Origin of the sequence: Leptolyngbya sp. KIOST-1, assembly GCF_000763385.1 — a bacterium.
Lineage (GTDB): Bacteria > Cyanobacteriota > Cyanobacteriia > Phormidesmidales > Phormidesmidaceae > Nodosilinea.
Genome location: NZ_JQFA01000002.1, coordinates 1,340,759 through 1,355,958, shown reverse-complemented (window position 1 = coordinate 1,355,958; position 15,200 = coordinate 1,340,759). Strand labels below are relative to the sequence as shown.

General features: G+C 60.6%; 16 protein-coding genes. 9 read left to right on the top strand and 7 right to left on the bottom strand.

Annotation, left to right across the window (positions count from 1 at the left end):
* Positions 1–41 precede the first annotated feature (41 nt).
* Positions 42–1,505: an NYN domain-containing protein gene (locus NF78_RS05985; RefSeq protein WP_156119673.1), complete on the bottom strand. Its 1,464-nt coding sequence runs from the start codon at positions 1,503–1,505 to the stop codon at positions 42–44.
* A 535-nt stretch (positions 1,506–2,040) separates the two neighbouring features.
* On the opposite strand from NF78_RS05985, the gene NF78_RS05975 reads away from it, so the two are divergent.
* Complete coding sequence (locus NF78_RS05975; RefSeq protein WP_052049871.1) at positions 2,041–2,724, top strand: class I SAM-dependent methyltransferase; 684 nt, start codon at positions 2,041–2,043, stop codon at positions 2,722–2,724.
* 11 nt (positions 2,725–2,735) lie between these two features.
* The gene (locus NF78_RS30905; RefSeq protein ID WP_156119672.1) at positions 2,736–2,972 is read left to right on the top strand and encodes a hypothetical protein; all 237 of its coding nucleotides are present in this window, start codon (positions 2,736–2,738) and stop codon (positions 2,970–2,972) included.
* On the opposite strand, the gene NF78_RS05970 is transcribed toward NF78_RS30905, so the two are convergent.
* From NF78_RS05970 to NF78_RS05950, 5 genes are all read right to left on the bottom strand, one after another.
* On the bottom strand, positions 2,969–3,511 hold the full coding sequence (locus NF78_RS05970; protein ID WP_035985308.1) for a GNAT family N-acetyltransferase: 543 nt from the start codon (positions 3,509–3,511) through the stop codon (positions 2,969–2,971). The two genes, NF78_RS30905 and NF78_RS05970, sit on opposite strands and share 4 nt — an antisense overlap.
* 87 nt (positions 3,512–3,598) lie before the next feature.
* Positions 3,599–4,339 (bottom strand): CPBP family intramembrane glutamic endopeptidase, encoded by a 741-nt coding sequence (locus NF78_RS05965; protein ID WP_035985307.1) that lies wholly within the window; start codon positions 4,337–4,339, stop codon positions 3,599–3,601.
* Positions 4,340–4,481: 142 nt separating this feature from the next.
* Positions 4,482–5,189, bottom strand: coding sequence for a cytochrome b/b6 domain-containing protein (locus NF78_RS05960; protein ID WP_035985306.1), 708 nt, complete (start codon positions 5,187–5,189; stop codon positions 4,482–4,484).
* A gap of 158 nt (positions 5,190–5,347) precedes the next feature.
* On the bottom strand, positions 5,348–6,310 hold the full coding sequence (locus NF78_RS05955) for an Acg family FMN-binding oxidoreductase (protein WP_035985305.1): 963 nt from the start codon (positions 6,308–6,310) through the stop codon (positions 5,348–5,350).
* 29 nt (positions 6,311–6,339) lie between these two features.
* The gene (locus tag NF78_RS05950; RefSeq protein ID WP_035985304.1) at positions 6,340–7,131 is read right to left on the bottom strand and encodes a DUF6920 family protein; all 792 of its coding nucleotides are present in this window, start codon (positions 7,129–7,131) and stop codon (positions 6,340–6,342) included.
* Between the two features lie 525 nt (positions 7,132–7,656).
* Here NF78_RS05950 and NF78_RS05945 point away from each other — a divergent pair.
* The 7 genes from NF78_RS05945 to NF78_RS05915 all read left to right on the top strand — a co-directional run bounded on the left by NF78_RS05945 (position 7,657) and on the right by NF78_RS05915 (position 14,082).
* Entirely contained in the window at positions 7,657–9,399 is a 1,743-nt protein-coding gene (locus NF78_RS05945) for a diflavin flavoprotein (RefSeq protein ID WP_035985302.1), read from the top strand.
* A gap of 428 nt (positions 9,400–9,827) precedes the next feature.
* Entirely contained in the window at positions 9,828–10,349 is a 522-nt protein-coding gene (locus tag NF78_RS05940) for a phosphate-starvation-inducible PsiE family protein (protein WP_035985300.1), read from the top strand.
* A 45-nt stretch (positions 10,350–10,394) separates the two neighbouring features.
* A complete protein-coding gene (locus tag NF78_RS05935) occupies positions 10,395–12,116 on the top strand; it encodes a flavin reductase (RefSeq protein WP_035985298.1) in 1,722 nt (573 codons plus the stop codon).
* Positions 12,117–12,214: 98 nt separating this feature from the next.
* Positions 12,215–12,433, top strand: a complete 219-nt coding sequence (locus NF78_RS05930) for a hypothetical protein (RefSeq protein WP_072016130.1) — start codon at positions 12,215–12,217, stop codon at positions 12,431–12,433.
* A 203-nt stretch (positions 12,434–12,636) separates the two neighbouring features.
* Positions 12,637–13,038, top strand: a complete 402-nt coding sequence (locus tag NF78_RS05925) for a GNAT family N-acetyltransferase (protein WP_081972521.1) — start codon at positions 12,637–12,639, stop codon at positions 13,036–13,038.
* Positions 13,028–13,429 carry a VOC family protein gene (locus tag NF78_RS05920; protein WP_035985295.1) on the top strand — a complete coding sequence of 134 codons (402 nt, stop codon included), beginning with the start codon at positions 13,028–13,030 and terminating at the stop codon, positions 13,427–13,429. The genes NF78_RS05925 and NF78_RS05920 overlap by 11 nt, the downstream gene beginning before the upstream one ends.
* Before the next feature lie 146 nt (positions 13,430–13,575).
* A complete protein-coding gene (locus NF78_RS05915) occupies positions 13,576–14,082 on the top strand; it encodes a DUF1579 domain-containing protein (protein ID WP_052049870.1) in 507 nt (168 codons plus the stop codon).
* Between the two features lie 71 nt (positions 14,083–14,153).
* Here NF78_RS05915 and hypE read toward each other — a convergent pair whose 3' ends face one another.
* Entirely contained in the window at positions 14,154–15,173 is a 1,020-nt protein-coding gene (gene hypE, locus NF78_RS05910; protein WP_035985294.1) for a hydrogenase expression/formation protein HypE, read from the bottom strand.
* Positions 15,174–15,200: the final 27 nt, after the last annotated feature.

Sequence of the window (15,200 nt, the reverse complement as noted above, 5' to 3'; positions counted from 1 at the left end):
AAAGGACTGCAAGGAGAGATGAAATTATTTTCTCAGGGCTTCTAACCTACACAAACCACTGCTACCTGCCAATTTTTCCCCTGTTTTTGAATGCGAAGAGAACTGCATTTGGCAAAAAACTTGGGTAAGCCTTTTGGCTCTCCAATCCGCTTGAGCACCTTGCTGAGGGGTTCTCCATGCACCTTAGCAAACTGAGTACCAATCACAGGAAGACTGATCTGGCTGCTCGACTGCCCGGAAGACAAACTCCAAAGTAGCTTGACCAGAGCCTGCTCGAGGGATTGAGCATCGGTAATCTTTTGGGCAGTCGCACGCTGGGCATTCTGCGAATTGCCAAGAGTAGTAGAACCCTGCTCTGGGGCAACGGTTATCAACCTAACTTCCGTCTGTACACCATCTGGCAAGGGCAACAGCTCAAAACCTGGATGGGCTGTGAGAAACTGCGTCAAAGTTTTGTAGTCAGAATTGGCTTTAAGCGCTTGATTAACTGAAATTTGGTTGCGATCGCGAAAAAGCTTGCCCAGGTGGCCAATGGTGATGGGCTGATCAGGGTTCGCTTGCTGCTCCTGCATAATCAGGATTTTCAGCCAACTCCTCATTTGCGCAAGCGTAGGGGCTTTTACCGCCTCAGGCTTGGGTACACCCTCATCTTCATGGTTACTGGTCTCTGCAACGGAGGTTTCTGGCGTTAGGGCTGTGTCGGGAGCCTGGGGTGCTTCCTGGGGCAAGTGAACAACCTGAGTTTTCTGGTGAGCAACATCAAAAATAGAAAAACTATTGTGGTGCTGGCTGACCCGATAGGGCAGAACGCCTAAGTTTAGAAGCGTGTGGCTTAAGTGCTGCAAGTCAGTATCTGTAGAGCAAATAAAGACTTCACGAATAGATGGATTCCACAAAGATATTACAGAGGCGTCTAAAGACATTTTAATGTCGGCACTGTTCTTGCCAGAGGGAACATGCACCATCTGATATCCGCGTCGATGAAATTCTTTATCGCGCCCACCCAGCCTGCGCCAATTGCCAAAGGCTAGTCGGTGGCGAATCGGATGCTGGCCTAACGTTTGCAAGTAGTTTTCCAGATCTTCCGTCAGGTTAATGTTTTCAGCATCCACCAGTAAAAGGCCTGAGGGTTCAGATTTGATAAAATTTCTGCTGTCTCTCTCTCCAGAATCAGCGTCAACCCTCTGGCTGAAGCGTGCTTCAACTATCCCTCTCACTCGCTCTAGAAACTGGCCATGAGCCTTAGACTGCCGAAAAGTAGGAATAAAGAGTTTTTCTAGAATATGATCAACAGCCTTGAGCAAGCGCGGGGCATCAGTTTGATGTTGAAGCAGCGCGTTGATTTTGGCTAGCTGCATCTCTGGAGAAGCAGTCTCTAACCAGCGTCGGCAGGCTTCTGTCAGAAGGTTCGGGTTTTGCCGTTGTGCTGTAACCAGCAGGGCGCACAACAGTCGGCTAATCTCGTCACATAAATCCAGGGTTGATGACTCAAGGGAAAAAGACATGCTTACGAGCTGAGAAAATCAATATTTGGTAATACCCAACAGAGGACAGCCTTTCCCGACGTCCTCAGGTACGGCTTCCTCCCCTTAAGTTGCCCAGCAATCACCCTTCCGGATTATTCTTCGCTCAACAACTTGTGGGGGTGGTTAACCCCGAGGCCCAGCAAGGGGGGTATCGAACTGGACAGGCGGCTGCAATGGTGACTATGACCATATAAGAAAATTTTCTGCAAAAGCAGGCTTACCATCCCCTCTTGGGAGGGGATGGGGTGGGTCAGCCAGAAATTGTTTGCCAAAGACCGCTCAAGCCCTTTCGTGCCTCTACCCCGAATGGTTGTCCCCTCCCCCCCTACGCTCTGAGCGAGGTGCATCCAGGGCAACTTTTTGGTGCAAGGGCTTGCCAAGACCAAATTTTATGGTTAACATACTGGCCAGTAGGCACATTAAAGAACAGATCACTTGTTCCTCAGGCAGACCATTCCCAGATTGCTAAACCTACTAGCTAGTCAGTATCACTAATTTAAAGGAGATAACCGTCATGGGTTTCTATTCCAATGTGTTGATGCCGTGGTTCATGGATCGCAGCATGGCCAACCCCGCCTTTGTGCCCCATCGTCAGGCGGTGCTGGCGGGGGTTTCGGGGGAGGTCCTGGAGATCGGCTTTGGCAGCGGCACCAACCTGCCCTACTACCCCGAGTCGGTGACCCGGCTCACCACCGTCGATGTGAATCCGGGGTTGAATGCGATCGCCCAGCGCCGCCTCTCCGCCTCGCCCCTCACCGTCGAAAACTGGGTGCTCAACGGCGAGTGCCTGCCCATGGCCGAGGCCAGCTTTGACTACGTGGCCAGCACCTACACCCTGTGCAGCATCGCCCGCATCCACGAGGCGCTGGCGGAGATCTACCGGGTGCTGAAGCCGGGGGGCAAGTTTGTGTTTTTGGAGCATGGCCTCAGCGATCGCCCCGGTGTTCAGCGCTGGCAGCATCGCCTCACCCCCCTGAACAAAGCCCTGGCCGACGGCTGCCACCAAAACCGCAACATTCAGCAGCTGGTGGAGGCCCACTTTGACCACGTGGCCCTGGAGCGCTTTGGCGATGACGCGATGGGGTTCCTGGGCCAGATCTACTACAAGGGCACCGCTACTAAGGCCGCCTCAGTCCATTTTTCAACCTTGCATACTAGCCAGCAGGTATCTAAAACTCTGGCTGCTCAAATTCACTAGGAGTGATGACAATGACCTCTCATGCTTCAGTTCCACCCCATGCCCTGGTGCGGGGGTGCTACGCCCTGCAAATTGCTCTGGCCCTGGTGGCGATCGCCGTTCTGGGGGCGGTACGACCCGGCCCCTCGGCACCGGCCTCTTCGCCCCAGCAATACCCTGCGCCCACGCTGACGGTTGAGACCTGCGATGCCCCTGCGTTTGGGGAGCCTGCGGTTCAGCCCTCTCAGCCTTTGCGTTTGACCTGTTAATCTCCTTGAGATTTCAGCAACGACAGTAGCCAGTGATCGTAGAAGTGGCCTTCGTGGTAAAAATAGTCTCGCAGGATGCCTTCCCGCTGGAAGTTGAGCTTTTCCAGCAGCTTTACCGAGGCCGTGTTTTCGGGATACACCAGGGCTTCCACCCGATTTAAGACCATGTCTGTAAATCCATAGCTGAGCATCGTTTTCAGGGCTTCACCCATATATCCCTGCCCCCAGGCCGTTGGGGCGAGGTCGTAGCCGATCTCGGCGCGGCGGTTGCGCTGGTCCCACTTGTGGAAGCCGCAGGTGCCGATGGGTTGGCCGTCGGCTTTGCTGACCAGCACCCAGCGGGTGTAGGTGTCGTCGGTGGGCTGCACAAAGAAATCCACAATGCCCTGGGCCTCTTCCCGGCTGGCAAGGGGCGCTTGATCCAGCAGGTAGCGGTTCACCGCCGGGTCAGAAAAGTGGCGAAAGACAAAGTCCACATCGGCCTGGGCCAGGGGGCGAAGGTGCAGCCGTGGGGTTTCAAGGGGCGCAAAGGCATGCATTGTCTCACCTCAAAGGGGGTTGGAATCTCGGCAGCGGTAATGGGGTGAACCGTTGCAGGTCTACCCATGGAAACTTTTGTATGGGGCTTAGGACAGGAGCAACAGCACCCCATGAACCACCAGGTGGGCGATCATTGCAGCTTCTAGGCCGTAGCGCCAGAAGAGCCACCCCGCCACCAGCGCAAAGAGCGAGTTTTGGACCAGCAGAAAACCCACCAGGGTGGAGGTGAGGGGCAGGCCCAGGGCGATCGCGTAGGGCAGGTGGGCGGCGGCAAACAGTAGAGCAGAGAGCCCAACGGCGATCGCCACCCACTGCCCCTGGGGGCTACCCTGCCGCCGCTGCCCAAAGCGCCAGCCCAGCCACACCAGCAGCGTCATTACTCCCCAGCGGATGATCAGTTCTTCGGTAATGCCGCCGTAGAGAAATCGCACCAGCGGCGGCGGCGGCGCAGCCTCCCCGTAGGCGGCGGGCAGCAGCGGGCGGGCCAGCAGGGCAATGGCGGCTAGCAGTCCCCCGCTGACGACCCCACCCACCACGCCGGGGAGGATTTGGGGACGCAGGGCCTGGGGCAGCGATCGCCCCGACACCAGGGCCTCTGCTGCCGGTGCGGCCAGCGCCACTGAAGGAGCTAGGCGCACCCCAATCAGCACCGCGATCGACAGGAGAATCGTGGGCTGCACCAGCATCAGCAGCCGAACCAGGGTGGCGGGGGGTGCCCCCTCGGGGAGCGAGGGGAGCGGCAGCAGCAGCAGGGACATCACCCCGGCCATACCCGCCAGCCACAGCACTCCAAACAACCGCAGTCTCGCGTTTTTGGTTTCAATCATGGCCTTGTCCTCGACGGCCTTCTAATACCGAATCCTATTGGAAAACACCCGCCTTGTAGGGGCGTAGCATGTTACGCCCCTACAGGATTTCTGACGATGAATCGGGGCTTACTAAGGCGGATTCAGTATAAACTGCCCTGCGTTAACCCTTGAGCATGGAAATCAGCCAGGCCGCCAGGATGGTGCCCAAAAGCGTCACCTCCAAACCGATCAGAGCGGAGCGCGACTGCCACCAGCCCAGCCAGGGCCGGGGCCAGTGGCGCTGCCACCAATCGCGGGCCTGCTGGGGCCAGCGGGTCGGGCTGTCCTGGGGCCGGTAGCGCCACTGCACTATGGACAGCAGCAGGGGCGGGCCGCCCACCCTGACGCTGAGCAGCAGGTGAAGGGCGATCGCCGCCACCATTACCCCCCAGGACACCAGATGGGCGTAGTACCAGCTGTGGGTCAGTTCGCCCTGGGGGAGCCAGGTTTCGTCCATCATCTTGCCGCTGAAGAGGGCAAAGGCCAGGGCAAACAGGGCCAGGGTGTTGGCGCCCCGATGCAGCGTGTACCACCAGAGGGGCTGCCCCGGCTGGGCGAGCTGTGCCAGGGAGTTGGCCTGCACCAAGCGCCGTTGGCCAGGACGGCAGGCGTAGACCACAAAGACCGGAAAGATCAGCAGGGTCCACAGGCCAAAGGTGCCGTGGATGCCCTCAATCGCCGGGAAGTTGGGCAGTGGCACCGTTCCCCAGCGGCCATCGTAGGTGTTGTAGGTCCAGAATGCGGTCAGGATGGCGGCGATCAAAAATAGTCCCGTCAAGCCGTGCAAACAGCGCAGGAGAAAGGGTTGGTACGGCGGTGTTGAGCCCATGGAAGTCGGTGGATTGGGTCGTAGTCAACTATGGTATCAATGTCGCCAGGTCGCTGTCGGGCAAGAGCTTGACCGGTGGGCTGTAATTTTGGCCCGACCAATGCCTCGGGGGGAACTGGCAATTTGATGCTGCCGGGTAAACCCTGGGCTAGGCGTGTTTATACCAGCACCGCTTCCAGGGGGCGTCGGGGCGATCGCGGCATCGCTGGCCCCCGCCCAAACCGCACCACCAGGTCGGGTCGTTCCGCACCTAGCCCCAGCGCTTTGGCAAACTCTGGCCGCAGGGCCGCTTCCTCCACCGGCTGATTCAAGAACGCATTGCGAACGCCCAGCGCCGTCGCTTGCAGGGCAAAGCGCTCGTAGGCGCGGCCCACCTCCACCCAGTGGGCCGGGTCGCTGGGTGCAGATACAAATACCGCCACCCCCGCCGAGCTGCGCAGCTGGCGGACACACTTGTCATTCTCCGATCGGGGCTGTAGCACCAGGGGTAACACCAACTGCCCCAACCAGCGGGGCAGCGACGGATTCCCCGATGCGGCACTGTACAGGCCATCCCCCCTGCGCTCGGCCTCCGTTTTGTTGAAGCGAATCCAGGCCGTCAGCTCTTGCACAAAGGCAGGGTTTTTGAGCTGGGCGGTGTTGCCCAGCACTACGAAATCCTCTACCAGCTTCAGCTCTGCCGAACCGCTTAGCATCACCACCCTCACTCCCTCCCCCGTACCCGCCGCCGTCAGCAGCTGCAATTCCTCTGGGGTGAGGGGCTGGCCGTCGTACTCGGTGCGGCTGCACTGGCGGTGGGGAATGGCCTCAAACAATGGAGTGGACTCTGGTTCGCAGGGGGCAAAGGTCAGGTGTATGGCTCCTGCCCCAGCGCTATCAAACTGCACCTGTCCCACCAAACCGTTGGCTCTGGCAGCGTGCAAGATATTCTCCGCTGCGCAGCCCAGGGACACGTAGAGGTGGTGATCGTCAGGATCAACCACCGGGCAGCGACGCGAAAGGTCGGGCAGGATGGTGATGCTCTGGTCATTCACCCGAAACTGCCAACACTGGGTGTTGTGGCTGGAGGCGGCCAGGGCGCCGTAGGGCACCAAGTCTTTGAGGAGGCGGGTATGGTCCATAGGAATGCCTCGGCTAGGGAGAAGGCTGGTTAGCGGTAGCAGGCACGGTCGATGGTGCAGCGAAAAAATTCGCCCTCGGGCTCAAAGCGATCGCAAAGCGTCCCCTGGGGGGAATCGCTGCCGAAAAACCACCCGGCTCGAATTTGGGTAGGAATGGTGTAGCCGTCGAAGCTGCCGGTTGCTGCGGCAATCACGCTAAAGGTGTCGTAGCGGTAGCCTTTCCCATCGGGGTTACCCCAGCGCCGCAGGGATACCTGCTGAATGGCCCCCCGCTCGTCCAGAGTGAGGGTGAGGTGGGCGGGTTCGTCAAAGGCGGTGAACTCCGCCTGAAGCTGGAAATCATTCAGGGCTGTCCAGTGAATCGCTGGGTCGCAGAGTACCGAGGGTAGCCACACCGCTTCCCCCTGGATGCGGCCTGCCCCCGATCGCGCCACATCCTCGCCCCTGGCCTGCACCACCGGCAGCAGCCCCAGCAGTTTCCAGCGCATGGCGCCCTCGCCATCCACCAGGCGATCGCTCCCGACGATCGGCAGCCCCTGCATCCAGGTGGTGGCCCGCCAGATCATGCCCCGCTGCCAGCGGATTACCTCTTCGCCGGTAAAGCGGTGCCACTGGTCACCCAGCTTGAGGGTGCCGTGCATGTGCAACCGCACCGCCGAGGCCAGGGGCGTAGCCGGGGCAATGGCCCAGCCCAGGTAGCGGCGGGCCAGGGGGGGAAGAGACGTGAGGGTAGTCGGGTCAAAGGTCTCCGGTGCAGGAACAGTGGGCGGCTCCCAGAGGTCTGCCAGGGAAACGGGTTTGGTCGCCAGGGGTTGGGGCATGGCACCCTCCTGAACGCAGGCTGTAGCGATCGCCTTGAGTAGGATTACTTATGATTGTAGGGCGATCGCCCCTTCAAGGCCCGGCGATGATTCAAAACTTAAAGGCACCCCAGCCGCTTCAGTCCCCCATCTTCAGCCAGGGCTGGGGTGCTTTACCGGACCGATGCTTAGATGCCTAAAGGAGGTGATCAATCACCGCCGTGGCCCCAGCATTAACAGCCTCTGATCTTAAATGCTGGGGCAGGTCATCAATTTTGACCCAAACTTGTCTCCATCGGCCTGGCCCCGCTGACCAAAACACAGGCTGGGGCTGCGACCCTTGGTGCTTGAGCGTTTCGAGGTCTAACTAATGCCAGCTCCAGAACCCTTGAGATAACTCAATATATTTACTCGACAAATACTATTTAAGCGTAGCTATACAAATTTATAATCATTGGCTTTTGGGATTGACATTTTACAAATCTTGCTGGATGAGCAACCATTGAGTAGTCCAAGCCCTGACTTCAACGAGGATAGAGATAACCCATGGTTGCCCTCACAGATTTGCGCCAGGATTGTTTGCCAGCGGGTCGTTTGAGTGTTCAGGTCGCGGCCTTTGCTGCCGATTCCACGGTGCTGCGCTGTCTCGACTGGGATCGCGATCGCTTTGACATTGAGTTTGAGTTGCAAAACGGCACCACCTACAACTCGTTCATAATTCGCGGCGAGCGGACGGCCCTGGTCGATACAGTCCACGCCAAATTTCGCGACCTGTACCTGGCCGCCCTGCGGCAGGCGGTGGACCTGAGCACGATCGACTACCTGATCGTCAACCACACTGAGCCCGACCACAGCGGTCTGGTGGCGGATCTGCTGGCCCTGGCTCCCCGGATTACGGTGGTGGGCTCCAAGGTGGCGATTCAGTTTTTGCAGAGTCAGATCCACCGGCCCTTTGCGGCCCAGGTGGTGAAGAGCGGCGATCGCCTCGATCTGGGCGGTGGTCACGACCTGGCCTTTGTCAGTGCCCCCAATCTGCACTGGCCCGACACCATCTTCACCTACGACAGCGGCACCCAGGTACTCTACACCTGCGATGTGTTGGGCATGCACTACTGCGACGACAGCCTCTACGACGAGCAGCCCGCCCTGCTGGAGGCCGACTTTCAGCTCTACTACACCTGTCTGATGGCTCCCAACGCCCGCTCGGTCTTGGCAGCGCTGCGCCGGATTGAGCCCCTGACCATTGCCCAGGTGGCCACCGGTCACGGACCGCTGCTGCAGCACCATCTGGCGCAGTGGCGCGATCGCTACCGCACCTGGAGCGAGGCCCAGGCCGAAACCACCCCCTTTGTCGCCCTGTTCTACGCCGGGGACTATGGCCACAGTGATCGTCTGGGGCAGGCGATCGCCCAGGGGGTGCTCAAAACGGGTCTGGCAGTGGAACTGGTGGACTGGCTCGAAACCGATATCGCCACCGTGCGCGAGTTGGTCACCAGCGCCGCTGGTTTGGTGGTGGGCATGCCGTCCCAGGACCGTCCGGATCTGGCGCCCCTGCTGAGCACTCTGCTGGCCGCGGCCCACCCCGGTCAGTCCATTGGCCTGTTTGAAACCGGCGGTGGTCAGGATGAACCGATCTTTCCCCTCCGCAACCGCTGTCGAGATCTGGGCCTCAGCCTCGCCTTCGCCCCCATTGTCGTCAAGGGGGTGCCCACGGCGGCCATCGATAAGCTGTGCGAGGAGGCAGGCACCGACCTGGGCCAGGAAATTGAGCGCAGGGCGACCCCAGGACACCGCCATCGCCCCGCCGTCGGCCCGGAGGCTGGTCTGGATCAGGCCCTGGGGCGGCTCAGCACCGGGCTCTACGTTTTGACCACTCAGCGGGGGGACGTCAGCGGTGCCATGCTGGCCTCCTGGGTGGTGCAGACCGGCACCCAACCGCCGGGACTGGCCCTGGCGGTGGCAAAGGATCGGGCGATCGAATCGCTGCTGCACTGGGGCGATACCTTTGTGCTCAACGTGCTGGAGGAGGGGCGGGGCCAGCGGTTGATCAAACACTTTTTGAAACGGTTTCCACCGGGGGGCGATCGCTTTGCGGGCGTGGCCACCTGCCCCGCCACCAATGGCTCGCCCATTCTGGCCGAAGCCCTGGCCTACCTGGAATGCACCGTTACCCATCGCCTGGAGGCCCACGACCACTGGATTGTCTGCGCCACGGTTGGCACGGGCCGGGTGGCCAAGCCCCAGGGCCTGACGGCGGTGCACCACCGCAACAGCAGCAGCCACTACTAAAGCGACGGTACAGAACCCCGGATGCTGAGCGAGTGCAACGTCAACACTAAAGTTAGGGCTTTCGTAGGTTGGGTGGAACGCAGTGAAACCCAACAGCAGCCAGCCTTGTTGCGTTCTGCGATCGCCCCACCCATCCTACAAATTTAAGCAACTGTAGGGTGGGCATTGCCCACCCCTAAACCGGGATATGCCAGGGGCATTGCAGTACGGGACATCGCAATGTAATGCCCCCACAAACCAGTTACTTACGCTACGGAAAATAGGGCTTTCCCAACTAAGTTCCCCCTGGCTAACCCCCGTCGGAATGGGCAAACACCATTTGCCCCTACACCAGGTTCCGGTTTGAAATTGGGACTTTGCCATACGAATTTGACGCCAAACCACCATCAACGGTTTTTACTCGATTGTTATTTATTGAGGCCCTCCCGATGAAAACTCTCTCTGGTACCTCCTCCCGCTGGCTCAACAGCAATTTGGTGGTCCGCCTGCTCGAAGCCGTTCAGGATTTGATCGTGATTTCCCTCTGTATGGGGCTGTTTAGTTTCATGGTGATGCAGCTGCGGGAGATGTTCCTCTCGCTGCTGCCGCCGCTGAATTTTCCCGAGGTCACCGCCGATATTCTGTTTCTACTGATTTTGGTGGAATTGTTTCGGCTGTTGATTATCTACCTTCAGGAACACCGGGTTTCGATTGGGGTGGCGGTGGAGGTCTCGATTGTGTCTGTATTGCGGGAAATCATTGTCCGGGGCGTACTGGAAACCCCCTGGGTGCAGGTGGTGGCCAGCTGTCTCTTTTTGCTGGTGCTGGGGGCGTTGCTGGTAATCCGGGCCTGGATTCCACCCACCTTCGACGGCATCGATCCCGAACAGGCGGTGTCCCGCCGCCACCGGCTCCGCTTTGCCCAGGACTTACCGCCGCTGACCACCGCCCCAGCGGAAATGGACGATTGACGATAAGTGCGGCCAGTTCAAGTACCCCAATAGCGGTTTATACCTATGACATCTTCTTCTCCGACGACTCCCGTTTCTCTCCCCACGGCGGCGCGGCCCCGCGATGTGCAGGTGGCCGAGCTGGGTGCTGGCGCCTGGGTGCTGCGATCGCGCACCTGGGACCGGCTCAAGTTCGAGGTCGAGTACAGCCGCCAGCGCGGCACCACCGCCAACGCCTACCTGATCCGGGGCGATCGCAGCGCCCTGATCGACCCGCCGGGGGAATCGTTCACGGCAATTTTCCTGGCCGCGCTCCAGCAGCACATCGACCTCAGCGCGCTCGACTACATCGTGCTGGGCCATATCAATGCCAACCGACTGGCCACCCTGCGGCGGCTGCAGGCCCTCGCCCCCCAGGCCCAGATCCTCTGCTCGCGGCCCGCCGCCCGCTGGCTGCAGGGCACAGATCTGGGCCAGCTCACTCTCCATCCCGTGCGATCGGGGGATGATCTGGACTTGGGGCAGGAACACCGGCTGCGGTTTCTGGCGGTACCTACCCCGCGCTGGCCCGACGGACTATGCACCTACGACGCCGCCGACCAGGTGCTCTATAGCGACAAGCTATTTGGCGCCCATCTCTGCGCCGATGCCCTGTGGGATGAGCAGTGGCGGCAGCTAGAGGCCGATCGCAGCCACTACTTCGACTGTCTGCACCGCTCCCAGACCCGGCAGGTGGCCACCGCCCTGGAGCAGTTTCAGCCCCTGGCCCTGAAAACCATTGCTCCCGGCCACGGCCCCCTGGTGCGCTACAGCCTCAGCCGGATCATGCAGGACTACCGCCAGTGGTGCCAGCAGCAGGGGGGCCAGTCGCCGCGGGTGGCCCTGCTCTATGCCTCGGCCTACGGCAGCACGGCTGAGCTGGCGGCGGCGATCGCCCAGGGGCTGACCGACGCCGGAGTGGCGGTGGAGCTAGTCAACTGTGAGCAGAGCGATCCCGCCGCCCTGATCGACAGCCTGGCCCGCTGCGACGGTGTAATTTTGGGATCGCCCACCCTGGGAGGGCATGCCCCCGTGCAGATGCAGACGGCCCTGGGGCTGGTGCTGGAAACCCTGCCCAAAACGAAGCCGGTGGGGGTGTTTGGCTCCTACGGCTGGAGTGGTGAGGCGATCGACTGGCTGGTCCAGAAGCTGCGGGACGCTAACTTTACCTTTGGGTTTGAGCCGCTGCGGGTGCGCTTTAGCCCCGATGCTGATGCCATCGAGGCCTGCCACAGCGCCGCCGCTCAGTTTGTCCAGCGGTTGCGCAAGCGCCAGCAGCGCCAGGCCCGCAAACCGACCCTGGGGGAGGCCCAGGGCGATCGCACCCAGCAGGCCCAGGGCCACATTGTTGGCGCTCTCTGCGTCGTCACCATCCCTGGCCAGGGCCGCCCCAGGGGCGTGCTGACGGCCTCGGTTACCCAGGCTAGCTTCCATCCCCCCGGGCTGATGCTGGCGCTGCCCCAGGGGAGTTTCGGCCCCCTCAGCCCCGGCACGCCCTTTGGGCTCAATATTCTTCAGGAGGGGCGATCGGTGCGTCGCCACTTCTCGACCCAGCGGTTTACCACCGCTGCCTTTGATCACCTGCCCTTTAGCCTGGCCGAAAACGGCTGTGCCCGCCTGGACGACGCCCTGGCCTGTTTGCAGTGCACGGTTTTGGAGAGCATGCCCCTGGGCGATCGCACCCTGATTTACGCCACCGTAGAGCGGGGCGAACTGCTGACGGACGGAGTTCCTGCCCTGGGGGCGTAACCTCCCTTCTGAACCTGACCGTGAACCCCGGACCCTTGCCTGCGGGTCCGGGCCCTGAACCGGAGCTCACCAACCTGTCCCTTACCGATCCTGTCGCCATGCCCAAACTTCACCCCACCCCTCAGGAAGGCTGGGCGGTCCATGTGTACGATCGCGATCGCCACCTGCTGTTTACCCTCGACCCATCCCACGGCTGGATGCTGCTGTTGGGCGGCGTGCTGGGCTTTACGATCGCCGTTGCGGGGTATCTTCCCCCAGCGACCGCCCCCGATGTGTCCCTCCCCAGTCCGGCTGTTGCCCCGCTGCAGCTCGACTAGGGGGCGAGAGCAGAAAATCCAGCCACGGCCCTGTCGCTGAGCGCTGGCAGGGCCTACAGCAGAGGTTTGGGGCGACTTCGCGATCGCCTGAAATAGCGCCTTTAAATAGCCCTTTAAAGATTTATTTCGTTTGCCGACAAAATAGTACAAAAGAACTAAATTGGTTGCACGGTCAGCTGATGTTGAGACAGCCGGTGACAACCATGCCTGAGTCAAGCGACCTTGCCCTGCGGCCCGCCATCCTGGCCGATGTCGGCCTCCTGCGCCACTGGGATGAACAACCTCATGTGAACGCTGCCGACCCCAACGACGACTGGGGCTGGGAGGTGGAGCTAGGTCGCACCCCGGCCTGGCGCGAACAGTTCATTGCGGAGTTGAAGGGGCGTCCCATTGGTTTCCTTCAAATTATTGACCCTGCCCAGGAAGACAGCCACTACTGGGGCGAAGTACCTGCCCATTTGCGGGCGATCGACATCTGGATTGGCGAACCCACTGAGTTGGGCAAAGGCTATGGCACCACGATGATGAAGCTGGCCCTGGGCCACTCCCATTGGTTCGACGTAACCCATGTACTCAAGGAGCAAGGAGACCGTTATGCAAGTTAATCCTTACCTGATGTTTGATGGTCAGTGCGAAGCCGCCTTCAGGTTCTACCACCAGGTTTTAGGTGGAGACCTGGGGGACATGATGACCTTTGCCGGTTCCCCGGCCGAGGGCGAAGTGCCCTCCGAATTTGCCGACAAAATTATGCATACCCAGCTGACTCTGGGCGATTGGGCGATCATGGGGTCTGACTGCCCCCCTGGGCAGTACGAAGCGCCCAAAGGTTTCTCCGTTTCTCTGCAAATTTCGGACCCGGATAAGGCTGAGCACATTTTTCAAGCCCTGGCCGAGGGCGGCACCATTCAAATGCCCCTGGAAAAAACCTTCTGGGCGCAGCGGTTTGGCATGGTGGTCGATAGGTTTGGCATTCCCTGGATGATCAACTGCGAATAGAGTTCAGGCCCATAGAGTCAAACAAGAAGCAGGCGGGCTCTGTCCCCATCCTTGGCGATTCTCACCCCAAGGAGAAGGGCCGCATCAAGCGACGAGGGGCAGGGCTCAGTCCTCCAATCAAAAGCGATATCTTAAGGAGAATTCCTATGACAACAACAGAGGCAAAATCGACTCCGTCTATAGAACAGCCCCAACAAGAGCACCAGTGGCTGCAACAACTCCTCGGCGAGTGGACCTACGAGATTGAAGGCATGGTAGAGCCCGGTCAGCCCCTGGAAAAGTCAACTGGAACCGAGAGTGTGAAATCTGTCGGGAACCTCTGGATAGTCGCCGAGGGCCAGGGCGAAATGTGTGGCACTTTAGCCACTACCGTCATGACCCTCGGCTACGACCCCCAAAAGCAGCGCTTTGTCGGTACCTGGATGGGGTCGATGATGACCCACCTCTGGGTCTACGACGGCCAACTCGACGCTGCTGAGCGGGCACTTACGCTGCATTCTGAAGGTCCGTCCATGGCTCAGGAGGGTCAAATGGCCCAGTACAGAGACGTCATCGAATTTGAGGGTCGCGATCATCGGCTGCTGACCTCCTTTTGCCTGGGCGATGACGGCCATTGGCAGCAGTTTATGACGGCCCATTACCGCCGCAAATGACTGATCCCAGACCCGACGCACAGAACCCCATGAGAAAGTCGCTATCCTCTTGGCCCTGGCCCTATCAGCGGTTAACAGATGCGCGGCAGCTGTTCGCCGCTGAGAAAATCGAGCAGGCGCTGGGTGCCGAGGGGGCTTTGGAGGATTACCTGGCCGGGTCGCCCATCGGTGACGGTGCCAATGATTTGAGCGGCGGGATCGTGCTGGCGCAGACAGGCGATCGCGGCGGCGGCGGCGGTGGGGGGGACAAAGGCCACAAACCGACCCTCATTGGCGACGTACAGCGGATCGAGCCCTAGCAGTTCGCAGGCGGCCTCCACCTGGGGGGGCACGGCGATCGCCGCTGAGTCTAGCTGAATCGCCAGATGGGTGGCCAGGGCCAGCTCGTTCAGACCGCTGGCGAGGCCGCCCCGGGTGAGGTCGCGCAGGCAGTGGACGGGTACCTGGCGGCAGAGGTCGAGGGCCGCGATCGCCACCGGGGCCGAGTCGCTCTCGATTTTGGTTTCAAAGGCGAACCCGGCTCGGGCCGACAAGATTGCCACGCCGTGACGGCCCAGATCGCCGCTGAGCAGGACTACATCCCCTGGTTGTATGGCCCTGGGGCCGATGGCGCTATCCGGCTCGCAGGTGCCGATGCCCGCCGTGTTGATAAACAGTCCGTCGCCCTTGCCGCGATCGACGACCTTGGTGTCCCCCGTTGCGATCCGCACCTGGGCCTGCTCGGCGGCAACTCGAATGGACTGCACCACGCGCCACAGGGTCTCCATCGGTAGCCCCTCCTCCAGAATGAAGCTAAGGCTGAGATAGCGGGGGGTAGCCCCGGCCATCGCCAGGTCGTTGACGGTGCCGTAGACCGCCAGCGACCCAATATCGCCGCCGGGGAAAAACAGCGGCGTCACCACGTAGGAGTCGGTGGTAAACGCCAGGCGATCGCTGAATAGCTCCAGGCAGGCGGCATCGTGGCACCAGGCCACCTCCGGCTGAAACGCCGCCACAAACATCGTCTCGATCAGCTGGTGCATGAGCCGCCCGCCGCCGCCGTGGGCCAGCAGCACCTGGGGGTACTGGTCAAGGGGGATGGGACAGTTCAACGCAGGCTTGCTCCAAGGGAATGCTTG

Coding starts and splice junctions, on each gene's coding strand:
- NF78_RS05940 (WP_035985300.1), top strand. CDS start 9,828: ATGAAAACTCTCTCTGGTACCTCCTCCCGCTGGCTCAACAGCAATTTG.
- NF78_RS05965 (WP_035985307.1), bottom strand. CDS start 4,339: ATGATTGAAACCAAAAACGCGAGACTGCGGTTGTTTGGAGTGCTGTGG.
- NF78_RS05935 (WP_035985298.1), top strand. CDS start 10,395: ATGACATCTTCTTCTCCGACGACTCCCGTTTCTCTCCCCACGGCGGCG.
- NF78_RS05945 (WP_035985302.1), top strand. CDS start 7,657: ATGGTTGCCCTCACAGATTTGCGCCAGGATTGTTTGCCAGCGGGTCGT.
- NF78_RS05985 (WP_156119673.1), bottom strand. CDS start 1,505: ATGTCTTTTTCCCTTGAGTCATCAACCCTGGATTTATGTGACGAGATT.
- NF78_RS05960 (WP_035985306.1), bottom strand. CDS start 5,189: ATGGGCTCAACACCGCCGTACCAACCCTTTCTCCTGCGCTGTTTGCAC.
- NF78_RS05950 (WP_035985304.1), bottom strand. CDS start 7,131: ATGCCCCAACCCCTGGCGACCAAACCCGTTTCCCTGGCAGACCTCTGG.
- NF78_RS05925 (WP_081972521.1), top strand. CDS start 12,637: ATGCCTGAGTCAAGCGACCTTGCCCTGCGGCCCGCCATCCTGGCCGAT.
- NF78_RS05970 (WP_035985308.1), bottom strand. CDS start 3,511: ATGCATGCCTTTGCGCCCCTTGAAACCCCACGGCTGCACCTTCGCCCC.
- NF78_RS05955 (WP_035985305.1), bottom strand. CDS start 6,310: ATGGACCATACCCGCCTCCTCAAAGACTTGGTGCCCTACGGCGCCCTG.
- NF78_RS05930 (WP_072016130.1), top strand. CDS start 12,215: ATGCCCAAACTTCACCCCACCCCTCAGGAAGGCTGGGCGGTCCATGTG.
- NF78_RS05975 (WP_052049871.1), top strand. CDS start 2,041: ATGGGTTTCTATTCCAATGTGTTGATGCCGTGGTTCATGGATCGCAGC.
- NF78_RS05920 (WP_035985295.1), top strand. CDS start 13,028: ATGCAAGTTAATCCTTACCTGATGTTTGATGGTCAGTGCGAAGCCGCC.
- NF78_RS05915 (WP_052049870.1), top strand. CDS start 13,576: ATGACAACAACAGAGGCAAAATCGACTCCGTCTATAGAACAGCCCCAA.
- NF78_RS30905 (WP_156119672.1), top strand. CDS start 2,736: ATGACCTCTCATGCTTCAGTTCCACCCCATGCCCTGGTGCGGGGGTGC.